The sequence below is a fragment of the Clostridium sp. Marseille-Q7071 genome (genome assembly GCF_965112025.1).
On the sequence record NZ_CBCOPR010000001.1, the window covers coordinates 3,770,620 to 3,792,304 of the forward strand.

The window sequence follows — 21,685 nt, forward strand, 5'->3', positions numbered from 1 at the left end:
TTAAAAATAGACCAGTTTGGTATAACTTTAATAAAGGAGAAGATTATGGGACTAACGCAAGAAACAGACTATGCTTTAAGAGTAATACTTTATTTATCCAAATTAGAAAAAGGTACTATTGTAAGCGCTAATACCATATCTGAGAAAGAAAATATACCTTTAAGATTTCTATTAAAGCTTCTACGAAAACTAAGAGATGCGAAACTAGTAGAATCCTATATGGGTATAAATGGCGGATATGCTTTAAATAAAAACCCAGAGGAAATATCTCTAAAAGATGTTATAGAAGCCATAGAAGGACCTATATATTTAAACCGTTGTTTATATGAACCGGAGAAATGTAATCTTCGTGGACCAAATAAATGTGCTATTCATAGTGCATTATTTACTGTTCAAAAAAAATTGGTAGAAGAATTATCTAAAATCAATTTTAAAGAAATTATAAAATAACATAAATTTTAGATGTGCAAAAAATAGTTTAGGGGTAATCCCCTAACTTTTACGAAGTATATTATACCTTTTTGGTATATGTTTATCTATTTGGTGCACATTCATACATATACATTTATGACTTTTAATATATAGATTCATAGAAACGTGTCTTTAAATTATTTCAATTTACATTAGTTGAAATTGATAGTTAATCGTTAACAATGGACATTTATGGCGAATTCTCTGTCCATTGTCAAATTTTCATTACTTTAAGTTATAAATTAAAATACTTAGACATTAAGTTTTAAGGTAATGCATCTATAATAGGGAGGGTTTAACATGTCTATCAATGAAAAAAAATCTACTTGTAATTCTGCGGATAAAGTATTAGAAAATTTTATTGCAGAACTTAAATTTGATACTGCTCACCATAGGATGGAAAAACAAGGTGTAAAATGTGGTTTTGGACTACAAGGTGTATGTTGCAAACTTTGTGCTAATGGACCTTGTCGTATAACCCCTAATGCTCCAAAAGGTGTATGTGGTGCAACAGCAGACACTATAGTTGCAAGAAATTTCTTAAGAGCTGTAGCAGCTGGAAGTGCCTGTTATCTACACGTAGTTGAAAATACTGCTTGGAACCTAAAAGAAACAGGTAAAAACAAAGGAATTATTAAAGGCAAGGCAACATTAAATGAACTTTGTCAATTGTTTGAAATAGAAGGAAAAGATGATCATGAAAAAGCTGTGTTATTAGCAGAAGAAGTCCTTAAAGATCTTTATAAACCTAGATTTGAAAAAATGAAATTAGTTAAAAAACTAGCTTATGGACCTAGATTTAAAAAATGGCAAGATTTATCCATTCTTCCTGGAGGCGCAAAATCTGAAGTCTTTGATGCAACTGTAAAAACATCTACTAATCTAAACAGTGACCCAGTAAATATGCTTTTACATTCTCTTAGTCTAGGTATTTCTACTGGTCTTTACGGTTTAGTTTTAACTAATTTATTAAATGACATAATGCTTGGTGAACCAAAGATAAGATCTGCAAGTGTAGGTTTTAAAGTAGTAGATGCTGATTATATAAATATTATGATTACCGGTCACCAGCATTCATTTATAGCAGATTTACAGGATAGACTTTCCAATCCTGAAATTATAGAAAAAGCTCTAGAAATTGGTGCTAAAGGCTTTAAATTAGTAGGCTCAACCTGTGTTGGCCAAGATTTGCAATTAAGAGGTGAACACTATAAAGAAGTATTTGCCGGTCATTCAGGAAATAACTTTACCAGTGAAGCATTAATTTCTACTGGTGCTATTGATTTAATAGTATCAGAATTTAACTGTACTTTCCCTGGAATAGAACCAATTACTGATGAGTTAATGGTAAAAATGATCTGTATTGACGATGTAGCTAAAAAACAAAACGCAGAGTATATTAATTATTCTTATAGAGAAAAAGAAAAGATAACTAATCGTATTATTGATGAAGCAATAAATAGCCATAATAAAAGAAGAGGTAATGTTGAGATTAACTTACCAAAGAACCATGGAAATGATGACACTTTGACTGGAATTAGTGAAACATCCCTTAAGAATTTCTTAGGTGGAACTTTCGAGCCACTATTAAATTTAATCGCTCAAGGAAAAATAAAAGGTGTAGCAGGAGTTGTTGGATGTTCAAATCTTGTATCTGGTGGTCATGATGTATTTACTGTAGAACTTACAAAAGAATTGATAAAAAGAGATATAATAGTTCTTTCCGCTGGATGCTCAAGTGGTGGACTTGAAAATGTGGGTTTGATGTCTCCAAAAGCCGCAAAATTTGCAGGAGAAAACTTAAGAGAAGTATGCGAAAGTTTAGGAATACCACCAGTATTAAACTTTGGTCCATGTCTTGCTATTGGAAGACTTGAAGCGGTGGCTACTGAACTTGCAAAATTACTTAATGTTGACTTGCCTGATCTACCATTAGTTCTATCTGCACCACAATGGTTAGAAGAACAAGCTTTAGCAGATGGTGCTTTTGGACTTGCCTTAGGACTTCCTCTTCATTTAGCAAAACCACCTTTTATTACAGGTAGTAAGGTAGTTACAAAAGTTTTAACTCAAGATTTAGTTAACTTAACTGGTGGAAAACTTATATTAGACGACGATGTATTAAGCACAGCTGACAAACTTGAAGAAATAATTCTTAATAAAAGAAAAGCACTGAATATTTAAAAAGGGGGCCATAAAATTGAAAAGAATAATGATAGACAAAGATAAATGTATGGCTTGTCTTGGATGTGTTTTAGGATGTATGGCAGAACATAATGAAAGTGGAAAGTCTATTTATGATTTAGACTTAGAAGATACTTCTAATGAAAGTAGAAATCATATAGAACTTAATGAAAATTTAAGTCCTGCACCTATTATATGTCGCCACTGCAGTGAACCTGAATGTGTCTTTACTTGTATGAGTGGTGCTATGACTAAAGATGAAAATTTAGGCATAGTAAACTATGATAAAAATAGATGTGCTTCTTGTTTTATGTGTATTATGTCATGCCCATATGGGGTTCTAAAACCTGATAAGAATACTAAAAAAATTATAGTTAAATGTGATATGTGCAAAGATAGAGGAACTCCTCGCTGCGTAGAAAGTTGTCCTACTGAGGCAATATATCTAGTGGAGGTGAATAACTAATGAAGTATGTAATATTAGGTGCCAGTGCCGCTGGTATTAATGCTGCAAGAACTTTACGTAGCTTAGATAAAACAGGTGATATTACTATTATTTCTAAGGATGAAAATGTATATTCTAGATGTATGCTTCACCTCTATGTAAGTAAAAAAAGAGATATAGAAAGTCTTTCTTTTATTGAAAAAGTTTTTTTTGAAAAGAATAATATCCATTGGATAAAAGGAGTTTCTGTATCTAATATTGACCCTAAAAAATCACAAGTAATTCTTGATAATAATTCTCTAATTGAATATGATAAACTCTTAATAGCTACAGGTTCTTCTGCGGTTATTCCTCCTGTAGAAAATCTAAGAGAAGCTAAAAATGTATTTACTTTAAGAAATTTAGAGGATTCCTTGGCTATTGATAAAGCCTCTCATAACTGTCAATCTGCTGTAGTTATAGGCGGTGGGCTAATAGGAATTGATATGGCAACTGAATTATTAGAAAGAGGAATTAGAGTATACATAATTGAAATGGGTAAAAACATCTTATCACTTCAATTAGATGAAAAAACTGCAAAAGCTTACGAGCATGAATTACAAAAAAGAGGTGCAAAAATATTCACTGGTCACCTTGCTAAAAGTGCTTTATTAAATGAAAATGGTAATTTTAAAGGATTGTTATTAGATGATGGTACTGTGATAGATGCTGATATGGCAATAGTTGCAGCAGGAGTTAAATCAAATGCAGACTTTATTAGTAGCACTACTATTGAATTTGACAGAGGAATTATGGTAAATTCTAAATGTGAAACTAAAGAAACCAATATTTATGCTGCTGGTGATGTCTGTGCAGGAAAGCCAGGCATATGGCCTTTAGCTGTAAAACAAGGAATAGTTGCAGCACACAATATGGCAAATAGAGAAAAAGAAATAGAAGATCTTTTTGGATTTAAAAACTCTATGAACTTCTTTGAAATTGATACAGTATCTCTAGGCATACCTAATCCACCAGATGATAGCTTTAATGTTCATATATATGATGATGGAAAAGTTTATAAAAAGATAATAGAAAAAGACGGCATTATATATGGTGCTATATTCCAAGGAGATATCGCATATATAGGAGTATACACAAAGTTAATAAGCGACAAAATTAACATAAAAAATATTAATAAAAACATATTCAATATAGGATATGTAGACTTCTTCAACACCACTCCTAAAGGCGATTTTCAATATATCTAAGCTTTAAAGCTTAGAAGCTTCCCATATTTTATGGGAAGTTTTTTTTAAATATAAACTATTCAGCTACTTCTATAAACTTAAATTTAGTAACATCAAATAAACCCTTATCTGTTATCTTTAGAGCCGGTATTACTGGTAATGATAAGAAAGATAGTGTTAGAAATGGATTAAATTTTATATTTGGCGATATTTCATTTATAGCTTCATGTAGCTTATGTAAATCTGAAATTACTTCATTTAAAATCCTGCTGGTTATAAGCCCTGCAATTTCAAGTTGGATTGATGCAAGAACACTTTTATTCTTAACTACTATTATGCCTCCACCTATTTTTTGAAGCTCATTTGCAGCAAAAATCATGTCTTCATCATTGCATCCACTAACAATCATATTATGAGAATCATGTGCTATAGTAGTGGCTATAGCCCCCTCTTTAATATTCAAACCTTTAATAATGCCTAATCCGATATTTCCATTTCCCTTATGTCTTTCTATAACTGCTATTTTAATTAAATCTTTTTCTATATCAGCAATAAATTTTTCTTTATTACTTAACTCATCAATATTTATGTTTAAATTATTGCTTTCTAATTTATTTGGTATAAGCTCAATAACATTTAATTTACTTTTATCTATTAAATCAATTTCAAAACTTTTTTCAGTAAGCTTAGGAATGTTGATACTATTTTTAATATCATATGTATATTCATCTTTTTTTACTTCATTTATTAATTTATTATTCTTTACTACCAACTGTCCATTTTTATAGACAGAATTTATTTTAAAGTTCTCCAAATCATCTAATATTATAAAGTCTGCTATAAATCCTGGAGCAATAGCGCCTTTATGTTTTAAGTTGTAGCATTCTGCTGTATTTAAGGTAGACATTTGTATTGCTGTTTCAGCTTTTAATCCATGTTTAACAGCCATTTTAATTGAATGATCTACACTACCATTCTCTATTAAATCATCTATATGTTTATCATCTGTACAAAAACAAATTCTTCTTGAATTTGCTATACTAGTAACCTTAATCAGTTCTTTAAGATTTTTTGCTACAGTCCCCTCTCTTATAAGTACATACATACCTCTTCTTAATCTATCTATAACCTCTTCCCCATTATGACATTCATGATCTGTTGTAATATTAGAAGTTGTATAGACATTAATCATAGTTTCATCAAATCCTGCACCATGCCCATCTATAACTAACCCTTTTTCTTTTGCATCCCATATTTTATTAATCATATTATCATCACAATTTAATACTGCTGGAAAATTCATAACTTCAGCTAAACCTAGTACCCTGTCATTATTATAAAATGGTTTTAAATCTTTACTTTCTAAATTTGCTTCAGAACTTTCAAAGCTAGTAGCTGGTACACAGGAAGAAAGCATAAAATAGAAATCTAAAGGAAGATTCTCACTTAATTTCATCATAAGTTCTATGCCTTCAACACCTAAAACATTTGCGATTTCATGAGGATCTGTGACCATTGAAGTTATTCCATGAATAAGTGCTGCTTTATAATATTCCTTTGGAGTTGTTAAAGAAGACTCTATATGAGCATGTGCATCAATAAGTCCTGGACATATATATTTATTAGTACCATCAATAATAGTTTGTCCATCATAATTTCCTAATCCTACTATATATCCATTTTTTATAGCTACATCACTAGTAAATATATCATTTTGGAATACATCTATAATATTTACGTTCCTAATAACTAAATCACATGTTTCATGTTTTGCTGCCGCTCTAATTTGTTCTTTAAAAATTCTCTTGTTCATTAAAACAATCCACCCTTTAAAAATATTTAACCTTCGTGGATTACTTCTTCATAGTTATACTATTTACGGTAGTATAGTAGAAACACCCAAACCTTATTATCGGGCCTATACAAAGGTTATTGTTACATATTATATTTAAATCTCCTACTTTTGTCAAAAGATTATTTCCTTTAATAAATTTTCTATAAAAAGCTAGTATATCACTTTTAAACTTCTCTCCAAAAGAGAAGTATCCTCAATTGTCCATTATCAATTTTCAATTCTCAATTGTATAACCTTGTATCATTGACAGATTACTTTGAATAGTATAAAATATGTTAAAAAATACATACTATAATAAAGCAATGATGAGAAGAGTAGATAAATTATTTCTTTTACAGAGAGCCTTGGCAGCTGAAAAAAGGCAAAGAAAAGTTTAGGCATCCTTAGATGCCCTATCGAAACAAGCCTCTGAGCTTCATACCGATCCTTTAAGGAATGTAAAATTTACTTTAAGGGGGAGGCTATGACAGGAGCTCCTGTTACAGAGCTAAGGTATAAGTAGTTTAATTTTATTTTAACTTAAAGTTATTTAAGCACTACCGTACCTGATAAGGTTAATATGGCAACATATTGATAAATTGGGGTGGCACCACGAAGATAGTAGCTCTCGTCCCCAAGACTAATAAGTCTTGGAGGTGAGAGTTTTTTTATTATTTAATTTTAAGGCATCTTCAAAAAATAATAGACCAGTATATTAGCCTATTTTCCATCATACTGCGTCGTCAGAGTTTTATGATAGTTAAACTATCATGAAAACCTGTCTTCTTGTCTGATGGAAAATATATTTCGCATCTTTAACTAGCTATTTTATTTCATATGCTTAAAATATACTAACATCTTTGATCTATTATTTTCTTTCAGATGCCTAATACCATTATTTTTTATAAAAGGGAGGATTCAAAATGTGTCACTCAACAGATAAAAATGAAAATATAATTGTTCAAAATTTTATAGATAAAGTTGTAGAGGAAGATATTAAAAATAAGAGCTTTAGCAGAGATATCTGTACCCGTTTTCCACCAGAGCCAAATGGCTACCTTCACATTGGTAATGCCTATGCTCTTAGTATTAGTTATGGTATTGCTAATAAATATGGTGGAAAATTCAACTTACGTTTTGACGATACTAATCCACTAAAAGAAGATATTGAATATGTAAAGGCTATTATTGAGGATATTAAATGGATTGGCTTTTATACTGAAGATAGAATTTATTATGGTTCTGATTATTCAGATATGATATATGAATTTGCTATTAAATTAATAAAACGTGGAAAGGCATATGTTTGTGACTTAACACCAGAAAAAATAAAGGAATATAGGGGTACACTAACTACACCTGGAAAAAACAGTCCCTATAGAAATAGGACTATAGAAGAAAACCTTGATTTATTTGAAAGGATGAAAAATGGTGAATTTCCTGCTGCTTCAAAGGTCTTAAGGGCTAAAATAGATATGTCTTCACCAAATATAAATCTTAGAGATCCTGTAATATACAGAATAAACTTTGCTCATCATTATAGAACTGGCGATAAATGGTGTATCTATCCTATGTATGATTTTGCCCATCCATTACAAGATGCAATAGAAGGCGTTACTCATTCTCTTTGTTCCATTGAATTTAAGAATCACAGACCCTTATATGAATGGTTCTTAAAAGAACTTGACATAAAAGAACCACCAAAACAACGAGAGTTTGGAAGACTAAATTTAACTGGAGTTGTAACTAGCAAAAGATATTTAAGAGAACTGGTATTTGGTGGTTATGTGGATGGATGGGATGATCCAAGATTACCTACCCTTAAAGGATTACGCCGCAGAGGAATTACACCTGAAAGTATAAAAGATTTTCTATCACAAATAGGTGTATTTAGAAATGAAAGCACCATTGATATCTCCTTGCTAGAACACACTTTACGTCAAGATTTAAAATCTAAAGTGAATTGTGTTATGGGAGTTTTAAATCCGCTAAAAGTTACTATAACTAACTATGATGAAAATAAAGTGGACTATTTAGAAATTGAAAATAATAGTGAAAATCCATCGCTAGGAACTAGATTATTGGCTTTCTCAAAGACTTTATATATTGAAAGAGAGGATTTTATGGAAAATCCAATTAAGGGATTCCGCAGATTATCGCCTGGCAAAGAAGTACGATTAAAAGGAGCCTATTTTATAAAATGTGAAGATATAGTTAAAAACCCATCTACTGGCGAAATAACAGAACTACTTTGCAGTTATGATCCTGAAACTAAAAGCGGTTCTGGATTTACTGGTAGAAAGGTTAAAGGAACAATTCATTGGGTATCAACTAATCATGGAATTAAGGCAGAGGTACATCTTTATGATAAATTGATTTCTGATGAAGAGTTATTAAAGGATAACTCAAAACCTTGGGAGGAAAGAATAAATCCAACTTCCTTAATAAAACTTAAAAATTGTATATTAGAGTCTTCTTTAAAGAATGCACCTATAGAAAACAAATATCAATTTATTAGACATGGATACTTTTGTGTAGATAAAAAATATACTTCTGATAAAAACCTAGTATTTAACAGAATAGTACCCCTAAAAGATTCTTGGAATAAGAAATTATAGATTATCACTTATAAATGAATGGATATGTATCCTCTCATGAATATTATATTGAAAATATAAGCTAATTCAAATATCATTAAGCTATGCCCATTTAATGGGAAAATATCCACAAAAATAGGTATAAACTCAGTTACATCAAGAATTTATACCTATTTTAATGCTAAATTCAATACTTGTAGCAACACAGCTGATTTTACTATCTCATATAAAACTTAAAGAATTAACCTTCTTTAAAATACACTTTAATTGCATCATAAATAACCCCAAATCCAATAATTAATGATAGGGTTCTCATAATGAATTCACTAACAAGAAGTCCTCCTAATATCTTACTTTCATCATATAAACGACCTGTAATTATTATTGGAGCTACCATAATTAAAACACCTAAAATACAGCCAATAATGCACAAAATAGCTTTTTTTGAATCTATCTTCATTTAATTTCTCCACCCTTACCTGTCTTAATTCTAAAACTTTTGATTATTATTGTTTGGTACATTTTCTTGTGCAAAAGCTGAAAAATTTGACGTCAAAACAATACTTAACGCTAATCCACACTTAACATAAGATGTTTGCTTTTCATAAAAACTCCTCCTTGAAAATAAAGTACTTGTTCTGAATCCACGAAACCGTACTACATTTAGCGGATCTGAACTTACCGTAAATTATATCATTACTTTTTATGTAAAACAATCCATAAACAGGTTAAAATTATCAAATTAACATTAAACACATATAAGAAATAGCTTTAATTATTGGGTTAATTATTTACTATTAACAAATTAAATAGAGTGTGGTAAAATCCACACTCTATTATTTAAACCTGCTCTAATACTATTAACTATTTTGTATATAAATACAATGTACCATTTTTAGGTCTTTTTACAGTTTTTCCTTTAAATCCTCTGTTTTTAAGTTTCTTTTGTAATGTATTCATAAGAAATCCGTGACAAACAATTAATATATTTTCATTTGAGTCTAAATCTATATTAGATAAAAACTCATCTATTCTCTTTTCCGTATCTTTTCTACTTTCTTTTTGAGATTTATGTTCAAAGAACCATGCGCATCTTCCACTTATGGCCCAAAATATATATGGTAATTTAACATTACTTTTAAATATTGGTGATATAGGTACTTCTCTTAACAAGTAAGTTTTTACCATTTTTTCTGTAAATATGCTTTCAGCAGTTTTAATAGCTCTATGCAAATCACTAGAGAAGCATTTATCCCACTTAATATGCCCTAAGTCTATGTCATTTTCTATAATATCATCTTCATCATATTTCTTTACCCATGCCTCAAACTCATCTGATGTCATAAATAAAGTTCTATCACACTCTACTTTAAAGTGTCTTATCAATCCTATGTTCATAATATCCCCTTTAGCTCTCTCCTGTAATTTTAAAATATATTTTATAGAATCTCCAAATTTGAATTAGTAGCTAAAAAAGTGATGGTAAAAATAGTCCCCTCTTTAACTTTGCTATTAACTTCAATCATCCCATCATGACTTTCTACTATAGCTTTAGAAAGAGCTAGTCCAATTCCTACTGACTCTGTTTTCTTACTCCTCTTCCCTTTATAAAATCTCTTAAAAATATTGAAGATTTCTTCTCTAGGAATTCCTTCTCCATTATCCTTAATAATAATTCTAATACACACTGGTGTTCTTTCTGTAAAAACCTCTACTTCTCCGCCCTCTGCTGTATGCTCTAGTGAATTTTTAACTATATTTATAATTGCTTCACTAAGCCAGTTTGAATCATGTGCCATCATAATTTGGGAATCTTTTTTATGAAATATAAGGTTTATTTTTTCCTCTTCTGCTGTCCCTTGAAGTGCTTCAACAGCATCCTTCACAGTTTCATTTATATCATAATTATGTTTTTCAAACTTTATTACTCCAGCATCCAATTTAGCAACTTTAAGTAAACTTTTTACAAGCCATTCAATTCTATTTAATTGTTTCCCACTATTTTCTAAAAATTCTTTTCTCTTTTCTTCATCCAAATTCCTGTTTAAAAGTATATCATTATATATTATTAAAGATGATATAGGTGTTTTAAGCTGATGTGAAATATCTGAAAGTATATCTACTAAAAAATTTTTCTCTTTTTGTATAGCTAAAAAATTATTCCTTATAATTACCCTCATATTATTGAAAGAGTAAGCAAGTTTTGCAAAAGTCCCTTCTGCATTTTCATAAATTCCAATATCAAAATTGTATTCTACTATATTTTCTGCAGCCATTATAAGCCTTTCAAGGATTTTATAAATCCTTATATACTGAATAGAATTTTGTAAAAATATAATAATGAAAAATATTACTAAACAGCTAAGTATACCTTTTAAAGCCATATTATAACTATCATTCATTGTTGGTATAAACTTTATTTCTAAATTTTCATTAAAGCCATATTCACTTAATACTTTTCTACCTACTTCTATACTTTCTTCATTAGCCCCTTTTGTTATTACAGGAATTATTTCATCACTTAATTCTGGGTGATTTTTAATTATTTCACCTACTAAAGCCATGGTGCTTTCTGTGTAATTTATTTTTATCTTATTATAACTTCTATTCATTATAAAAAAAGATGTTATTAACATAATAAAGGCTAATACTAAAATAATTAATGAACTTCTTTTTAGTTCTGGATTAGTAAAATATTTAGTCATGCCTAACTACTCCTTTTCAACTTCCAAATGCCACTCATACCCAAGACCTCTTTTAGTTTTTATATATTCAGGATTTGAGGAATCGTCTTCTATTTTTTCTCTAATTCTTTTTATATATACAGAAAGAGTATTTGTATCAAAATACGCTCCTGAGCCATCTATTAATTTATCTAGTATCTCTTCTCTACTCATCAACTTTTGAGGATTCATCATAAAATTTAAAATAAGTTTGTACTCTTGCGAAGAAAGTATTATTTCTTCTCCCCTTTTTTCAACTTTTGCAGTTTCTGTATCCAAAACTATATCTTTAGATTTAAATATATGTTTTTTATAAACTTCATTTCTAAATCTTCTTTGAATGGCCTTAATTCTTGAAATAAGCTCTTTTACCTTAAATGGTTTTACTATATAATCATCTGCTCCAATGTCTAATCCTAAAACAATATTTACCTCATCATCACAAGCAGTTAAGAATATTATAGGAACTTCACTTTTGCCTCTTATATATTTACATACATCATAACCACTTCCATCAGGAAGCATTACATCTAATATGATCACATCAAATTCATTTTCATTAAAAACCTTTAGAGCTTCTTCTACATCTTCAGCTCTTGTAACCTCAAAGCCTTCATCTTTAAGTGTAAATTCAATGCCTAAAGCTAAACCTTCATCATCTTCTACAAGAAGTATTCTATTCATAAATTTAATCCCTCCTATTTAACTTTATAAAATGATTATATAAAATTATATAAAAAAAACAAAGCTCTGTTCCATATTTTTACAGAGCTTCTAAAGTAAACTTTAATTCTTAATCAATAAACTGTTAAATTGTGTATTGAATAAATTTATAAACTTATTTATTGTTCTCCTCTTATTACTTCAACAATATTTTCTTTTTTAATTCTATTTAAAGGCTTTATTACTGCTATCACCCCTATAAATATAGACGCTCCAGCAGCAATACTTATAGTTTTCCAAGGAATGCCCCATTTAAATCCCATTATACCTATCATTGAAGATGACATAAAATATGATAGTATTGTTCCAAGAATAGCTCCCAAAAATGAACCATATACACCGTAAAGAATTCCTTCAGTCAAAATCATTGATCTTATGTTTTTATAAGTCATTCCTAATGCACTTAATGATGCAATTTCTTTTCTTCTTAAGATTAAATTAGTAGTTATAGTATTTATTATATTTACTACTCCAATCAGTGATACTACTGCTACAAATCCATATAATAATATATTTATTTGAAGATTGTTAGCTCTGGTCTCTTCTGCTTCTTTACTAGTATTCATAACCTTTATTCCATTCATGTCCCCCAAAGGTTGAATCCACTTTTCAAATTCCTTTTCTTTTTTTTCATCCTTTAATATTATCCCTGCGGATTTATATGGAATTTTTCCTACATCTATATTAGATATATTTTTCATAACATCTTTTGAAGTTATTATTTTTAAGTGATTTGGATTACCATAGATAGGATATGGTGCATAATCTACTATTGCTGATACTTTAACTTTTATCATATTATCTTTATTAAAATTATTTATTTCATTATTTTCTTTTAAATTTTTTGTATTTATAATAGACGCATTCTTATAAATATAGAAGCTATCTCCAACTTTTAAATTGGTAAGAGGAAGTTCATAGTATTTATCTTTCCCTCTAAACATCTGATTCTTTACAAGTATAACACCATTTTCTTTAATCATTTTTTCTTTATCTATTCTGCCACTAGTTATATAACTTTCAGTATTTTTAAGCTTTATATCATCATATACATCAAAGAGTATATCTAATGAAGTCATTTCTTCTCCATTAAAATTTGTTTTATTATATGTATGTGGTGCAGCTTCAGTTATTACCTTTTCTTTTTTATCATTTGAAATTACTGCTCTCGACACATAATTTTCATAGTCCACATATAACTCTTTAACTTCATTATTATTTTTTATTTTATTTATTATGTCTTCAGTTATAGTACTTTTTCCATCTATTAAAAGCCAATTATCATCTAATAAGCTTATAATCTCAAAATTATTTTTTTCATCTTCTGATTTATGTGGTGTAAAATTAACAGTCATATTTATAAAAGAGGTGAAAAATATAAATAATGTAACACTTATTATCATCGAGAATACTGTAATTCTAAATCTCTTTTTATTTCTTTTTATATTTTTAAAAGCCATTAATCCATTTATATTTAGTAATTTCTTTACTAATTTGCCTCTATTTTTCTTTATCTTTTCTTTTGTTATAGAAGCCCTGCTGCTAATTGCTATTAGAGGAGATATTTTTCCTGCAAATCTTGCTGGTATTAATGCCGATACATATATTGAAATTAATCCAACTACTGCACTTATACCTAATATTTTGTAAGATATAACCACATCTAAGGACCCAAAAGCACTGCTAGACATAATTTTAAATATCTGAGCTATAGCCCACATTGCGAATATACCACATAAAATTCCTAGTGGAACTCCTATTAAACTTATTAAAGTAGCTTCTCTTAATACTATTTTTTTTATTTGTTTTGGAGTTGCACCTACTGCTCTTAAAAGTCCAAATTGTTTTATTCTCTCAACTACGCTTATTTGAAATGAGTTATATACAACTGCTATCGTTGCTATTATTACTATAGTAATTATCAGGCCAGCTATATGATTTAAACTATTATTTATAGATTTATTTTGTCCTTTTCCTAGAAGTCTTAATAAATCTTCATTAGTTGATATATTTTTAAATGTACTTTTTAATTCTTCTACTGTATCGGAAATATCCGCCTTTTTAGATATAGTTGCGAATATTCGAGATTTTTCCATATCAAATTTATCACAATAAACAACTCCTGTAGATGCTCCACTCAATTGACTATAGGAATTATTTTTAATTAATCCCGTAATTTTAAATTCCTCTAATTTACCATTTTCAAGTTGTAATTTTATGGTATCTCCTAGCTTAGGGGTATTATCAATATAATTTAATACCCAACTTTCTAAGGCTATTTCTCCATCTGCTTTTGGAATTTCTCCCTCAACAGCTTTATATGGTAAAAGCTCTAAAGCATTTTTATCAAGTTTCACTAACTCTATAGACTTTGATGATTTCAAAGGAACTTTATCCCACTGCTCCCTAAGTCCAACTTTTTCTATTTTAGGATTATTTTTAATTTTATCATAATCCTTATTATTTAAATTAGTAATAGCAATATGAAATGAACCATTACCATCTATAGAATCTTGAATAAAAGTATTTTGCATACTTTTTATAAATAAACCTATAGATGTAATAAGTGCTACTGAAAGTATTATTCCGCAAATCGTTAATACAGTTCTTTTTTTATTGTGCTTTAAATATTTATTAGTTATATCTTTATAGCTTTTCACAATACTTCCTCCTTCTATCCAATTCTTTCATCAGATTTCAATTCACCATCTACTATGGTTATCACTCTATCTGCTTGCTCTGATATACTCATATCGTGAGTTATAACTATTAGTGTTTGATTATAATTTTTAGAAGAAAGTTTTAAAAGTTCTATTACCTCTTTACTATTTTTACTATCTAAATTTCCAGTAGGCTCATCTGCAAGAATTATAGATGGTTTATTTACTAATGCCCTTCCAATGGAAACTCTTTGCTGCTGACCTCCAGATAATTCTGAAGGCAGGTGATTTCTTCTATCGTTTAATCCAAGCATCCATAACAATCCATCCAAATATGTTTCATCTATTTTCTCTTTATCCAGCAAAGCTGGTAGTGATATATTTTCTTCTACATCTAAAACCGGTATCAAATTAAAAAACTGAAATACAAATCCTATATTTCTTCTTCTAAATATAGCTAATTTTTCTTCATTTAATTTATATATATCTTCTCCATCTAAATGAACCTTACCTGAAGTTGGTCTATCAAGACCACCTAACATATGAAGTAATGTGCTTTTTCCTGAGCCAGAGGCCCCTACTATTGCAGTAAATTCTCCTCTATTTATAGAAAAAGATACGTCTTTAAGTGCTTCTACTTTATTATTACCATCGCCATAAACTTTTGATAAATTTTCAACCTTTAGTATTTCCATGTTAAATCCCTCTCTTTTAACTTTATCATCAATATAAATCTTAATATCTAAAAACTAGTTTCTTAACTCTCATATTATAAAGTCTCTTCAAAAATAACTAGTTATTATTTTTGTATATTTTGTTTTTTATGCCTCAAATTATAATCTTATTATATTTTTACAGCTACTTTATAACAATAACTATTCCCTTACACATAGAAGATGAACTCTTACATATCTGTAAGATATGGGGACGGTTCATTACAATTAATAAGTTTAAAATAGTTAACATTATTAAGATACTAATTTTAAAATGCTAAAATCAAAGCTTCTTATAAAAATAATAAAATTAAATATAAACATATAAAAACCAAAAAATAAAAATCTGCCAAAATAATTTTAAAATATTGGCAGATTAACAAATAATATAATTTTTTAAAATATATATTATATATAAATTATTATTTCTCTATACAATATAATTAGATTTATTTAGAACATATATTTTCTTGGACATCAACTAAAGCTTCTCCAAATCTTTGGAAATGAACGATTTCTCTTTCTCTTAAAAATTTTAATATCTCTTTTATATCATGATCATCTGTTAAATTTATTAACCACTGATAAGTTGCCCTTGCTTTTTGTTCTGCTGCCATATTCTCATGAAGATCAGCAATTACATCACCTTTAGCTTGTATATAAGTTGCTGTCCATGGATTGCCAGTAGCATCTGTATAAAATATTGCTTTTCCATGATCAGTATAATGACCTCCAAGACCAGCTTCTCTAATTTCTTCTACAGTTGCATTTTCCATAAGCTGATATGCCATAGTACCAATAATTTCAACATGCGCCATCTCCTCTGTTCCTATGTCGGTGAGTAATGCTTTAGATTTTCCTGTAGGCATTGTATAACGTTGATTCAAGTATCTAAGTGCAGCACTTAATTCACCATCCGGTCCACCATATTGGGATATAAGAAATTTCGCCATTTGAAGATCTTTAGATTTAAGATTTACTGGATATTCTAAAGTTTTTACATAATACCACATACTCTACTCTTCCTCCCCTCTATTCTGTTCTCTTTGCCATGGCCATGGGTCTTTTACCCAAAGTGGTGGATTTTCTACAAAAGCGGAACCGAAATTAGTAAGTGGACCAAATTTCTCTTCATATTCATTAATTAAACAAGTTAATTTATGAGATGTAATTTTAAAATCCTTTGTTGCCTTTTCATCATGAGGAAAATTATCTAGAAATAAATTAAGCTCTATAGCATAGAATTGATATTCTCTAATAGTATTTAATAGTTCATTTGCATGCATAGTATTCACCTCTTAACATATAGATTTTTTATTATATGGTTGATAAAGGTCTTTAAAAATTGTACCTCTTTTAAAAGCCTCTCTAACTGAAAATAAATTTTCATAAACTTGAGGTAATACATATGCTCTTGCATATTGTACTTTTACAATCTTACATTTGTCATGATCATGCATTAATTTAACATCCTTTCGTTATTTACTAGCTAATAACCATGTTATGTTATTAATATCCATAATGTTACAAATAATATAATTTTATCTCAAAATATACTTAAAATATATTTAAAGTGCAAAATTAAATGCACTACTTTTTTAATGATAAATCCTTTTAAGTTTAAATGTAATAGGGAGGGTTCATTACAATTTATACAAAATTAGAATAAAATTTATTAAAGTATTAACTTAAAAAATTGCTAAATTAAAAATTTAATAAAAAATAATGAACCGTCCCTTATTTAATCAGTAGAAATTCTGCAATTTCTAATTGACAGTTCTTAATTAAGAATTATAAAATTATAAGGTATATATTTTCATGTAAAATTTTGAAGCTTTTGCTACATATACTTTTTCTAAAGAGTATTATCTATTATTTTCTAAAATAAATATGATTATTGGAGGTTCAATATGGTTATTGAAAATAAAGAAATAATAGGAAAGAGCCTAACATGGATACTTCGCTGCCCTACGAAAGGTGATGGAGCAGAATTATCTAAATTAAGAGTTCAATTAGACGGAGAAACAGAAAATTTCGACCGCGAACCAGGAGAGGGATTTCTTACTCCAGAAGATTTTGAAAAAATGATTTATGAAAATTCAATATCAGATAATAGTTTATTTTTAGTTGCAGAAGTTGAAGAAAAATTAATAGGACTTGCCCTTTGTAAAGGAAATACATTAAGTAGATTTAAGCATAATGCATCATTAGGTATTGGGATTTTAAAGGAGTATTGGGGTAACGGAATTGGAAATATACTGCTAGAAAATATATTATCTTGGGCAGACACCACAATATTAGAAAAAATTTCATTAGTTGCAGTAGAAACAAATACAAAAGCAATTCAACTGTATAAAAAATATGGATTTATAGAAGAAGGGTTATTAATAAAAGATCGTATTCACAAGGATGGAAATTATTATAATACAGTTATAATGGGAAGAATTTCGGATCATTAAAATGCGGAGGCATTCATTACAAATTGTAAAACTAATTTTATAAATGAAAGCAATAGATACATAGATTTTTACTCATTTTATGTGTGATAAGATATGGATCATAGTAGGAAGAATTCTACTAATGGCTATAATATTAAGTAGATTATTTATTCTCATGCCAAAAGAAACTCTTAGTTTAATATATGTATTTATTGGAGTTATTGCTATGATTATTTCTGTTCCTTTAGTAAAAAAGGATTTAAAAATCACTTTACTGAAATTAAAATAGAGTATTTTCTTATACTCTATTTCAGTTTCAACATCTGTAAAAACATATAGCTGCTCTGGTGCAGGACCTTCAGAAAAATTAGTTCGTGGTTTGGAAATATAGCACTAATGAGCAAATTTTTCAGTTTTTAGCTGAAGACAAAAATCAAGAAATTCCATATGTTTAAACATGTGAATTACTTGCTAATATTCTTATACATGGAAACTTCTGCTATCCCTATTACCTTTTAGTATCCTCATACAACTTGCCGTCATTATCCCGATAATAAGCCTTTCCAACTGGGGCTTCCAAGAATGGAATTATGCCACTATCATAATTAGCAATTGTATTCAATCCATATATACCTGAATTGTTTGGATTATCGAGATATTCCTGTGTCTCTCCTCCCCCAAAGAAGCGCCAACCACTGTCCCCTTCAAAATCAGTTTCTTCCCGGTACATGTAATCTACCTTACAACCGTCCACTGTGATCCTGTCTGTAGCAATGCAGCCCATATTATTATCCACAAGTTTTTGAAAGCCACCCTCTACTGGATAATATCTTTTTCTTATCGGAGCTTCAGGCATTGGTATGTCATATGCTTCCGGATCAATAAAAGGTGTCACAAGGCAGCATATCTCATCATTTTTATTCATTCCCCAATAGGAATCATAATAGCCATCACCAAATCCGCTTGCAAACATAACAATATTATTACGGGTATTAGGCACACTCCAATCCAGATAATCCCCACCTTCGCGTTGATATTCTGGCTCTTTCTGATAGCTTTCAGCAAAAAAACTGTCAAAGTAATCATCATAATGATTACTGCCAACATTATCACTGTGCCACTTTTCCAAAAATCTACTATATAACTCTTCAGTCTGCCTGTCGCAAAAACTACCTAGCCCTGTCTCTACTCCAAATCCACTGATAACACCTGGTTTCCCCTCATCTTCTATTTTCTGACCTTCATTCATCACTCTTTCATAACGAACAGGTTCTTGATTTGTAATAGCAAGTTTAGCTGATAAATATCGCATTCCAAATACTTCATGGTCTAAAATAGATAAATATACCGGATAAGTTCCTACCGCAATCCTTTTATTCGCTGCGCAACGAAATTTCGTCCCCAAATAACAAAGTGGATCCCCTATCACTACTTGTCCAGTGGGTAGATACACCTCACCAACTTTATGTACAATGTATTTGCCATTCACTTCAAATTGCTCATTGATTCTTTGGGTTACAATTGGTTTATTCAATAACTCTAAATTTTTCTCGAAAATCTTCCGAAAAGTATCATGCATAATTTTATCTCTCCTCTGATTTAGATTATATAAATAATCTTTATAATTCTAAATAAATAATCTACTTTTATCAATGCATATATTTTACTATGTCATCACAAGTCCTTCAATGAAAAGAATCGCAAAAGAAATTAATAACTTACAAATATTTGTTACTTCTCAAAAGCGTGTAGAAATCCAAACAACATTTTCGCCTAAATCGTATTTAGATAGTTTCACTAAAATTCTTTACTATCAAAATATATTAGTATTTAAATCTAAATACCAATATAACTTTAATTAATTTATAATATGTTGTACAATTAATGATTCTGCATTTAATGAATTGTCTTTAACCTTGGATTTTTAGGTGTTCTATTCTATTAATAATCTCTTGATTCTAATATTAATAACTATTTATTACTAGATAATCTTTTATACATTTCTATTATCCCAATTGCTATAAATATAAAAGGTAAATAATAAATATTATTAATTAAACTAATGCTATATTTCATAATCTCTGCACCTAAAAGTTTTTTGATTATTAAATTTATCAAAGCAAAAATGATAGAAAAAGTAACCACATTAGATACAAACCTTTCATCTTTAATGTTAAATCTAACATTAATTCTTTTAGGTATTAATAATAAAGCCATAGCATTTGACCATATGAACTGTTCTAAATTTATAGTTAAATTTAAAGAATCACCATTAATTACATTAGAAATTCCAATTATAATTACCACTAGCGTAATCCATAATAAATATTTTTGTACATAATCAACTATTTTATAATATTTATTTCTACTATTATTAAACTCTCAACGATTGAGTCACAAAATACTTCGTAATCTTTTCCAATGAATAAATCTACAGATTTATTTTCAAACTGAGCTTGTAATATCATATCCATAATTTGCTGCAAAATTTCCTCTTTCTCATCTAATTCTAGATTACTGCAAATTTGAATATAAGAAGTTATATGCTTATATAAACACAAATTTGTATCATTTAACTTTTTCTGTTCCCTCAATTTTATTTATTGCTTAATTTAAAAATATCTACTTAAAAAACTTAGTAATATTATCATCTATCTCTACACTAGAAAAAGCAACGATAGTGGAAGTTATAGTATATGAAGATATTAAATTTATAAATTCTTCTATTTCATTTAATGAAGATATTGATAGCTTTACTAAAAAGCAGCTATCTCCTGCAACTCTATAACACCACTCACTTCGTTCATACTCTTTTATAAATGCTTTAAATCGTTCATATTCGCCATTCCTCATTGTTACTTTTATTATGCAATCTATAGGAAAACCTATATTCTTTTTATTTATTTTTATTGTATATCCCTCAATTACTCCATTATCTTCAAGCCTTTTTATTCTTTCTGTAATTGAAGGTGGTGAAAGATTAATAAGTTTCGATAGTTGTCTTATAGATAGCCGACTGTTTTTTTGTAATTCTGATAAAATCATTATATCAATCTCATCTATTTTCATTTGTAATCACTTCCTTAAAATAATTATTTCATTTGATATGTTTATACTAAAATTATATGTCATATAAAATACAAAATAAATAAAATTCACTATATAATATTTATATAAAAAATAAGTCAACAGAATATTAAAGGAGTGATAATATGGAAAGAATAAATTTTTCTACTGAAGGTTCTACCCTCTTTGAACAGCTATTAGGTCATAACAAAAATATCCTTAAAGAATGGAACAATCTAGAAGATGCTTTATTTAACTCTAATACTTTTAGTAGAGAATTAAAAGAAGAAATAAGACGTACTCTTGCCTTTAATAATGGATGCTTTTACTGTATGGCTAAAGGTAAGCCATCAAATTCTATGAAGACACCTAAAGAGCTATTAGCGATTAAATTAGCAGATATATTTTCAAAAAATGTAGAAGTGGATGATGAATTATTTACCCAATTAAAATCATTATTTAGTGACAAAGAAATCTCTGAGCTTTGTGCCTTCATATGCTTTGTAACTGCCTGCCAAAAATATGGAGCATTATTAAATTTGCAGCCTAACTGTTCATTGTAGGATTATATATAATTATAGAATTTATGAAAAACTGGATACTTA

At 28.9% G+C, this 21,685-nt stretch carries 22 protein-coding genes and 1 riboswitch; of the genes, 8 read left to right on the forward strand and 14 right to left on the reverse strand.

The window, feature by feature from the left end; translation table 11 throughout:
• Window positions 1-45: 45 nt before the first annotated feature.
• The 4 genes from ACWPW7_RS17980 (at window position 46) to ACWPW7_RS17995 (ending at window position 4,347) form a co-directional block, all read left to right on the forward strand.
• Window positions 46-450, forward strand: a complete 405-nt coding sequence (locus ACWPW7_RS17980) for an RrF2 family transcriptional regulator (protein ID WP_291559497.1) — start codon at window positions 46-48, stop codon at window positions 448-450.
• Between the two features lie 321 nt (window positions 451-771).
• Window positions 772-2,655: an anaerobic carbon-monoxide dehydrogenase catalytic subunit gene (gene cooS, locus ACWPW7_RS17985; RefSeq protein WP_454054611.1), complete on the forward strand. Its 1,884-nt coding sequence runs from the start codon at window positions 772-774 to the stop codon at window positions 2,653-2,655.
• A 16-nt stretch (window positions 2,656-2,671) separates the two neighbouring features.
• Window positions 2,672-3,121 carry a 4Fe-4S dicluster domain-containing protein gene (locus tag ACWPW7_RS17990; RefSeq protein ID WP_454054612.1) on the forward strand — a complete coding sequence of 150 codons (450 nt, stop codon included), beginning with the start codon at window positions 2,672-2,674 and terminating at the stop codon, window positions 3,119-3,121.
• A complete protein-coding gene (locus ACWPW7_RS17995; RefSeq protein WP_454054613.1) occupies window positions 3,121-4,347 on the forward strand; it encodes an NAD(P)/FAD-dependent oxidoreductase in 1,227 nt (408 codons plus the stop codon). Before ACWPW7_RS17990 ends, ACWPW7_RS17995 begins: the two co-directional genes overlap by 1 nt.
• Before the next feature lie 55 nt (window positions 4,348-4,402).
• On the opposite strand, the gene ade is transcribed toward ACWPW7_RS17995, so the two are convergent.
• Window positions 4,403-6,139 carry an adenine deaminase gene (gene ade, locus ACWPW7_RS18000; RefSeq protein ID WP_454054614.1) on the reverse strand — a complete coding sequence of 579 codons (1,737 nt, stop codon included), beginning with the start codon at window positions 6,137-6,139 and terminating at the stop codon, window positions 4,403-4,405.
• A gap of 31 nt (window positions 6,140-6,170) precedes the next feature.
• A riboswitch (purine riboswitch) is annotated at window positions 6,171-6,272 on the reverse strand.
• 811 nt (window positions 6,273-7,083) lie between these two features.
• Here ade and ACWPW7_RS18005 point away from each other — a divergent pair.
• Window positions 7,084-8,778, forward strand: a complete 1,695-nt coding sequence (locus tag ACWPW7_RS18005) for a glutamine--tRNA ligase/YqeY domain fusion protein (RefSeq protein WP_454054615.1) — start codon at window positions 7,084-7,086, stop codon at window positions 8,776-8,778.
• 220 nt (window positions 8,779-8,998) lie between these two features.
• On the opposite strand, the gene ACWPW7_RS18010 is transcribed toward ACWPW7_RS18005, so the two are convergent.
• From ACWPW7_RS18010 to ACWPW7_RS18050, 9 genes are all read right to left on the reverse strand, one after another.
• A complete protein-coding gene (locus ACWPW7_RS18010; protein WP_291580289.1) occupies window positions 8,999-9,217 on the reverse strand; it encodes a hypothetical protein in 219 nt (72 codons plus the stop codon).
• 404 nt (window positions 9,218-9,621) lie between these two features.
• Window positions 9,622-10,155, reverse strand: coding sequence for a phosphoglycerate mutase family protein (locus ACWPW7_RS18015; RefSeq protein WP_454054616.1), 534 nt, complete (start codon window positions 10,153-10,155; stop codon window positions 9,622-9,624).
• 41 nt (window positions 10,156-10,196) lie between these two features.
• Window positions 10,197-11,462 carry a sensor histidine kinase gene (locus ACWPW7_RS18020; RefSeq protein WP_454054617.1) on the reverse strand — a complete coding sequence of 422 codons (1,266 nt, stop codon included), beginning with the start codon at window positions 11,460-11,462 and terminating at the stop codon, window positions 10,197-10,199.
• Between the two features lie 6 nt (window positions 11,463-11,468).
• A complete protein-coding gene (locus ACWPW7_RS18025; protein WP_454054618.1) occupies window positions 11,469-12,164 on the reverse strand; it encodes a response regulator transcription factor in 696 nt (231 codons plus the stop codon).
• Between the two features lie 158 nt (window positions 12,165-12,322).
• Window positions 12,323-14,863, reverse strand: coding sequence for an ABC transporter permease (locus tag ACWPW7_RS18030; RefSeq protein WP_454054619.1), 2,541 nt, complete (start codon window positions 14,861-14,863; stop codon window positions 12,323-12,325).
• Window positions 14,864-14,877: 14 nt separating this feature from the next.
• Window positions 14,878-15,558 (reverse strand): ABC transporter ATP-binding protein, encoded by a 681-nt coding sequence (locus tag ACWPW7_RS18035; protein ID WP_454054620.1) that lies wholly within the window; start codon window positions 15,556-15,558, stop codon window positions 14,878-14,880.
• A 467-nt stretch (window positions 15,559-16,025) separates the two neighbouring features.
• On the reverse strand, window positions 16,026-16,589 hold the full coding sequence (locus tag ACWPW7_RS18040; RefSeq protein WP_039636979.1) for a manganese catalase family protein: 564 nt from the start codon (window positions 16,587-16,589) through the stop codon (window positions 16,026-16,028).
• A gap of 3 nt (window positions 16,590-16,592) precedes the next feature.
• Window positions 16,593-16,862: a spore coat protein CotJB gene (locus ACWPW7_RS18045; RefSeq protein WP_454054621.1), complete on the reverse strand. Its 270-nt coding sequence runs from the start codon at window positions 16,860-16,862 to the stop codon at window positions 16,593-16,595.
• A 12-nt stretch (window positions 16,863-16,874) separates the two neighbouring features.
• Complete coding sequence (locus ACWPW7_RS18050; protein ID WP_080618899.1) at window positions 16,875-17,036, reverse strand: spore coat associated protein CotJA; 162 nt, start codon at window positions 17,034-17,036, stop codon at window positions 16,875-16,877.
• 450 nt (window positions 17,037-17,486) lie between these two features.
• Between ACWPW7_RS18050 and ACWPW7_RS18055 the strand changes: the two genes are divergently transcribed.
• On the forward strand, window positions 17,487-18,035 hold the full coding sequence (locus ACWPW7_RS18055) for a GNAT family N-acetyltransferase (RefSeq protein WP_454054622.1): 549 nt from the start codon (window positions 17,487-17,489) through the stop codon (window positions 18,033-18,035).
• Between the two features lie 79 nt (window positions 18,036-18,114).
• On the forward strand, window positions 18,115-18,303 hold the full coding sequence (locus tag ACWPW7_RS18060; RefSeq protein WP_454054623.1) for a hypothetical protein: 189 nt from the start codon (window positions 18,115-18,117) through the stop codon (window positions 18,301-18,303).
• A gap of 219 nt (window positions 18,304-18,522) precedes the next feature.
• On the opposite strand, the gene ACWPW7_RS18065 is transcribed toward ACWPW7_RS18060, so the two are convergent.
• The 4 genes from ACWPW7_RS18065 to ACWPW7_RS18080 all read right to left on the reverse strand — a co-directional run bounded on the left by ACWPW7_RS18065 (window position 18,523) and on the right by ACWPW7_RS18080 (window position 21,083).
• Window positions 18,523-19,593 (reverse strand): immunity protein Imm33 domain-containing protein, encoded by a 1,071-nt coding sequence (locus ACWPW7_RS18065; protein ID WP_454054624.1) that lies wholly within the window; start codon window positions 19,591-19,593, stop codon window positions 18,523-18,525.
• Window positions 19,594-19,985: 392 nt separating this feature from the next.
• Window positions 19,986-20,321, reverse strand: a complete 336-nt coding sequence (locus tag ACWPW7_RS18070) for a hypothetical protein (protein ID WP_454054625.1) — start codon at window positions 20,319-20,321, stop codon at window positions 19,986-19,988.
• A 38-nt stretch (window positions 20,322-20,359) separates the two neighbouring features.
• Window positions 20,360-20,608: a DUF1048 domain-containing protein gene (locus ACWPW7_RS18075; RefSeq protein ID WP_454054626.1), complete on the reverse strand. Its 249-nt coding sequence runs from the start codon at window positions 20,606-20,608 to the stop codon at window positions 20,360-20,362.
• Between the two features lie 28 nt (window positions 20,609-20,636).
• Entirely contained in the window at window positions 20,637-21,083 is a 447-nt protein-coding gene (locus ACWPW7_RS18080; RefSeq protein WP_454054627.1) for an Lrp/AsnC family transcriptional regulator, read from the reverse strand.
• Between the two features lie 143 nt (window positions 21,084-21,226).
• Between ACWPW7_RS18080 and ACWPW7_RS18085 the strand changes: the two genes are divergently transcribed.
• Entirely contained in the window at window positions 21,227-21,643 is a 417-nt protein-coding gene (locus tag ACWPW7_RS18085; protein WP_454054628.1) for a carboxymuconolactone decarboxylase family protein, read from the forward strand.
• The last annotated feature ends 42 nt before the right edge of the window (window positions 21,644-21,685 follow it).

Excerpts from the sequence above, each read along its gene's own strand:
- ACWPW7_RS18010 (WP_291580289.1), bottom strand. The coding sequence starts at position 9,217 with ATGAAGATAGATTCAAAAAAAGCTATTTTGTGCATTATTGGCTGTATT.
- ACWPW7_RS18055 (WP_454054622.1), top strand. The coding sequence starts at position 17,487 with ATGGTTATTGAAAATAAAGAAATAATAGGAAAGAGCCTAACATGGATA.
- ACWPW7_RS18005 (WP_454054615.1), top strand. The coding sequence starts at position 7,084 with ATGTGTCACTCAACAGATAAAAATGAAAATATAATTGTTCAAAATTTT.
- ACWPW7_RS18025 (WP_454054618.1), bottom strand. The coding sequence starts at position 12,164 with ATGAATAGAATACTTCTTGTAGAAGATGATGAAGGTTTAGCTTTAGGC.
- ACWPW7_RS18015 (WP_454054616.1), bottom strand. The coding sequence starts at position 10,155 with ATGAACATAGGATTGATAAGACACTTTAAAGTAGAGTGTGATAGAACT.
- ACWPW7_RS18080 (WP_454054627.1), bottom strand. The coding sequence starts at position 21,083 with ATGAAAATAGATGAGATTGATATAATGATTTTATCAGAATTACAAAAA.
- ACWPW7_RS18065 (WP_454054624.1), bottom strand. The coding sequence starts at position 19,593 with ATGCATGATACTTTTCGGAAGATTTTCGAGAAAAATTTAGAGTTATTG.
- ACWPW7_RS18040 (WP_039636979.1), bottom strand. The coding sequence starts at position 16,589 with ATGTGGTATTATGTAAAAACTTTAGAATATCCAGTAAATCTTAAATCT.
- ACWPW7_RS17980 (WP_291559497.1), top strand. The coding sequence starts at position 46 with ATGGGACTAACGCAAGAAACAGACTATGCTTTAAGAGTAATACTTTAT.
- ACWPW7_RS18020 (WP_454054617.1), bottom strand. The coding sequence starts at position 11,462 with ATGACTAAATATTTTACTAATCCAGAACTAAAAAGAAGTTCATTAATT.
- ACWPW7_RS18060 (WP_454054623.1), top strand. The coding sequence starts at position 18,115 with ATGTGTGATAAGATATGGATCATAGTAGGAAGAATTCTACTAATGGCT.
- ade (WP_454054614.1), bottom strand. The coding sequence starts at position 6,139 with ATGAACAAGAGAATTTTTAAAGAACAAATTAGAGCGGCAGCAAAACAT.
- ACWPW7_RS18045 (WP_454054621.1), bottom strand. The coding sequence starts at position 16,862 with ATGCATGCAAATGAACTATTAAATACTATTAGAGAATATCAATTCTAT.
- ACWPW7_RS17995 (WP_454054613.1), top strand. The coding sequence starts at position 3,121 with ATGAAGTATGTAATATTAGGTGCCAGTGCCGCTGGTATTAATGCTGCA.
- cooS (WP_454054611.1), top strand. The coding sequence starts at position 772 with ATGTCTATCAATGAAAAAAAATCTACTTGTAATTCTGCGGATAAAGTA.
- ACWPW7_RS18050 (WP_080618899.1), bottom strand. The coding sequence starts at position 17,036 with ATGCATGATCATGACAAATGTAAGATTGTAAAAGTACAATATGCAAGA.
- ACWPW7_RS18035 (WP_454054620.1), bottom strand. The coding sequence starts at position 15,558 with ATGGAAATACTAAAGGTTGAAAATTTATCAAAAGTTTATGGCGATGGT.
- ACWPW7_RS18085 (WP_454054628.1), top strand. The coding sequence starts at position 21,227 with ATGGAAAGAATAAATTTTTCTACTGAAGGTTCTACCCTCTTTGAACAG.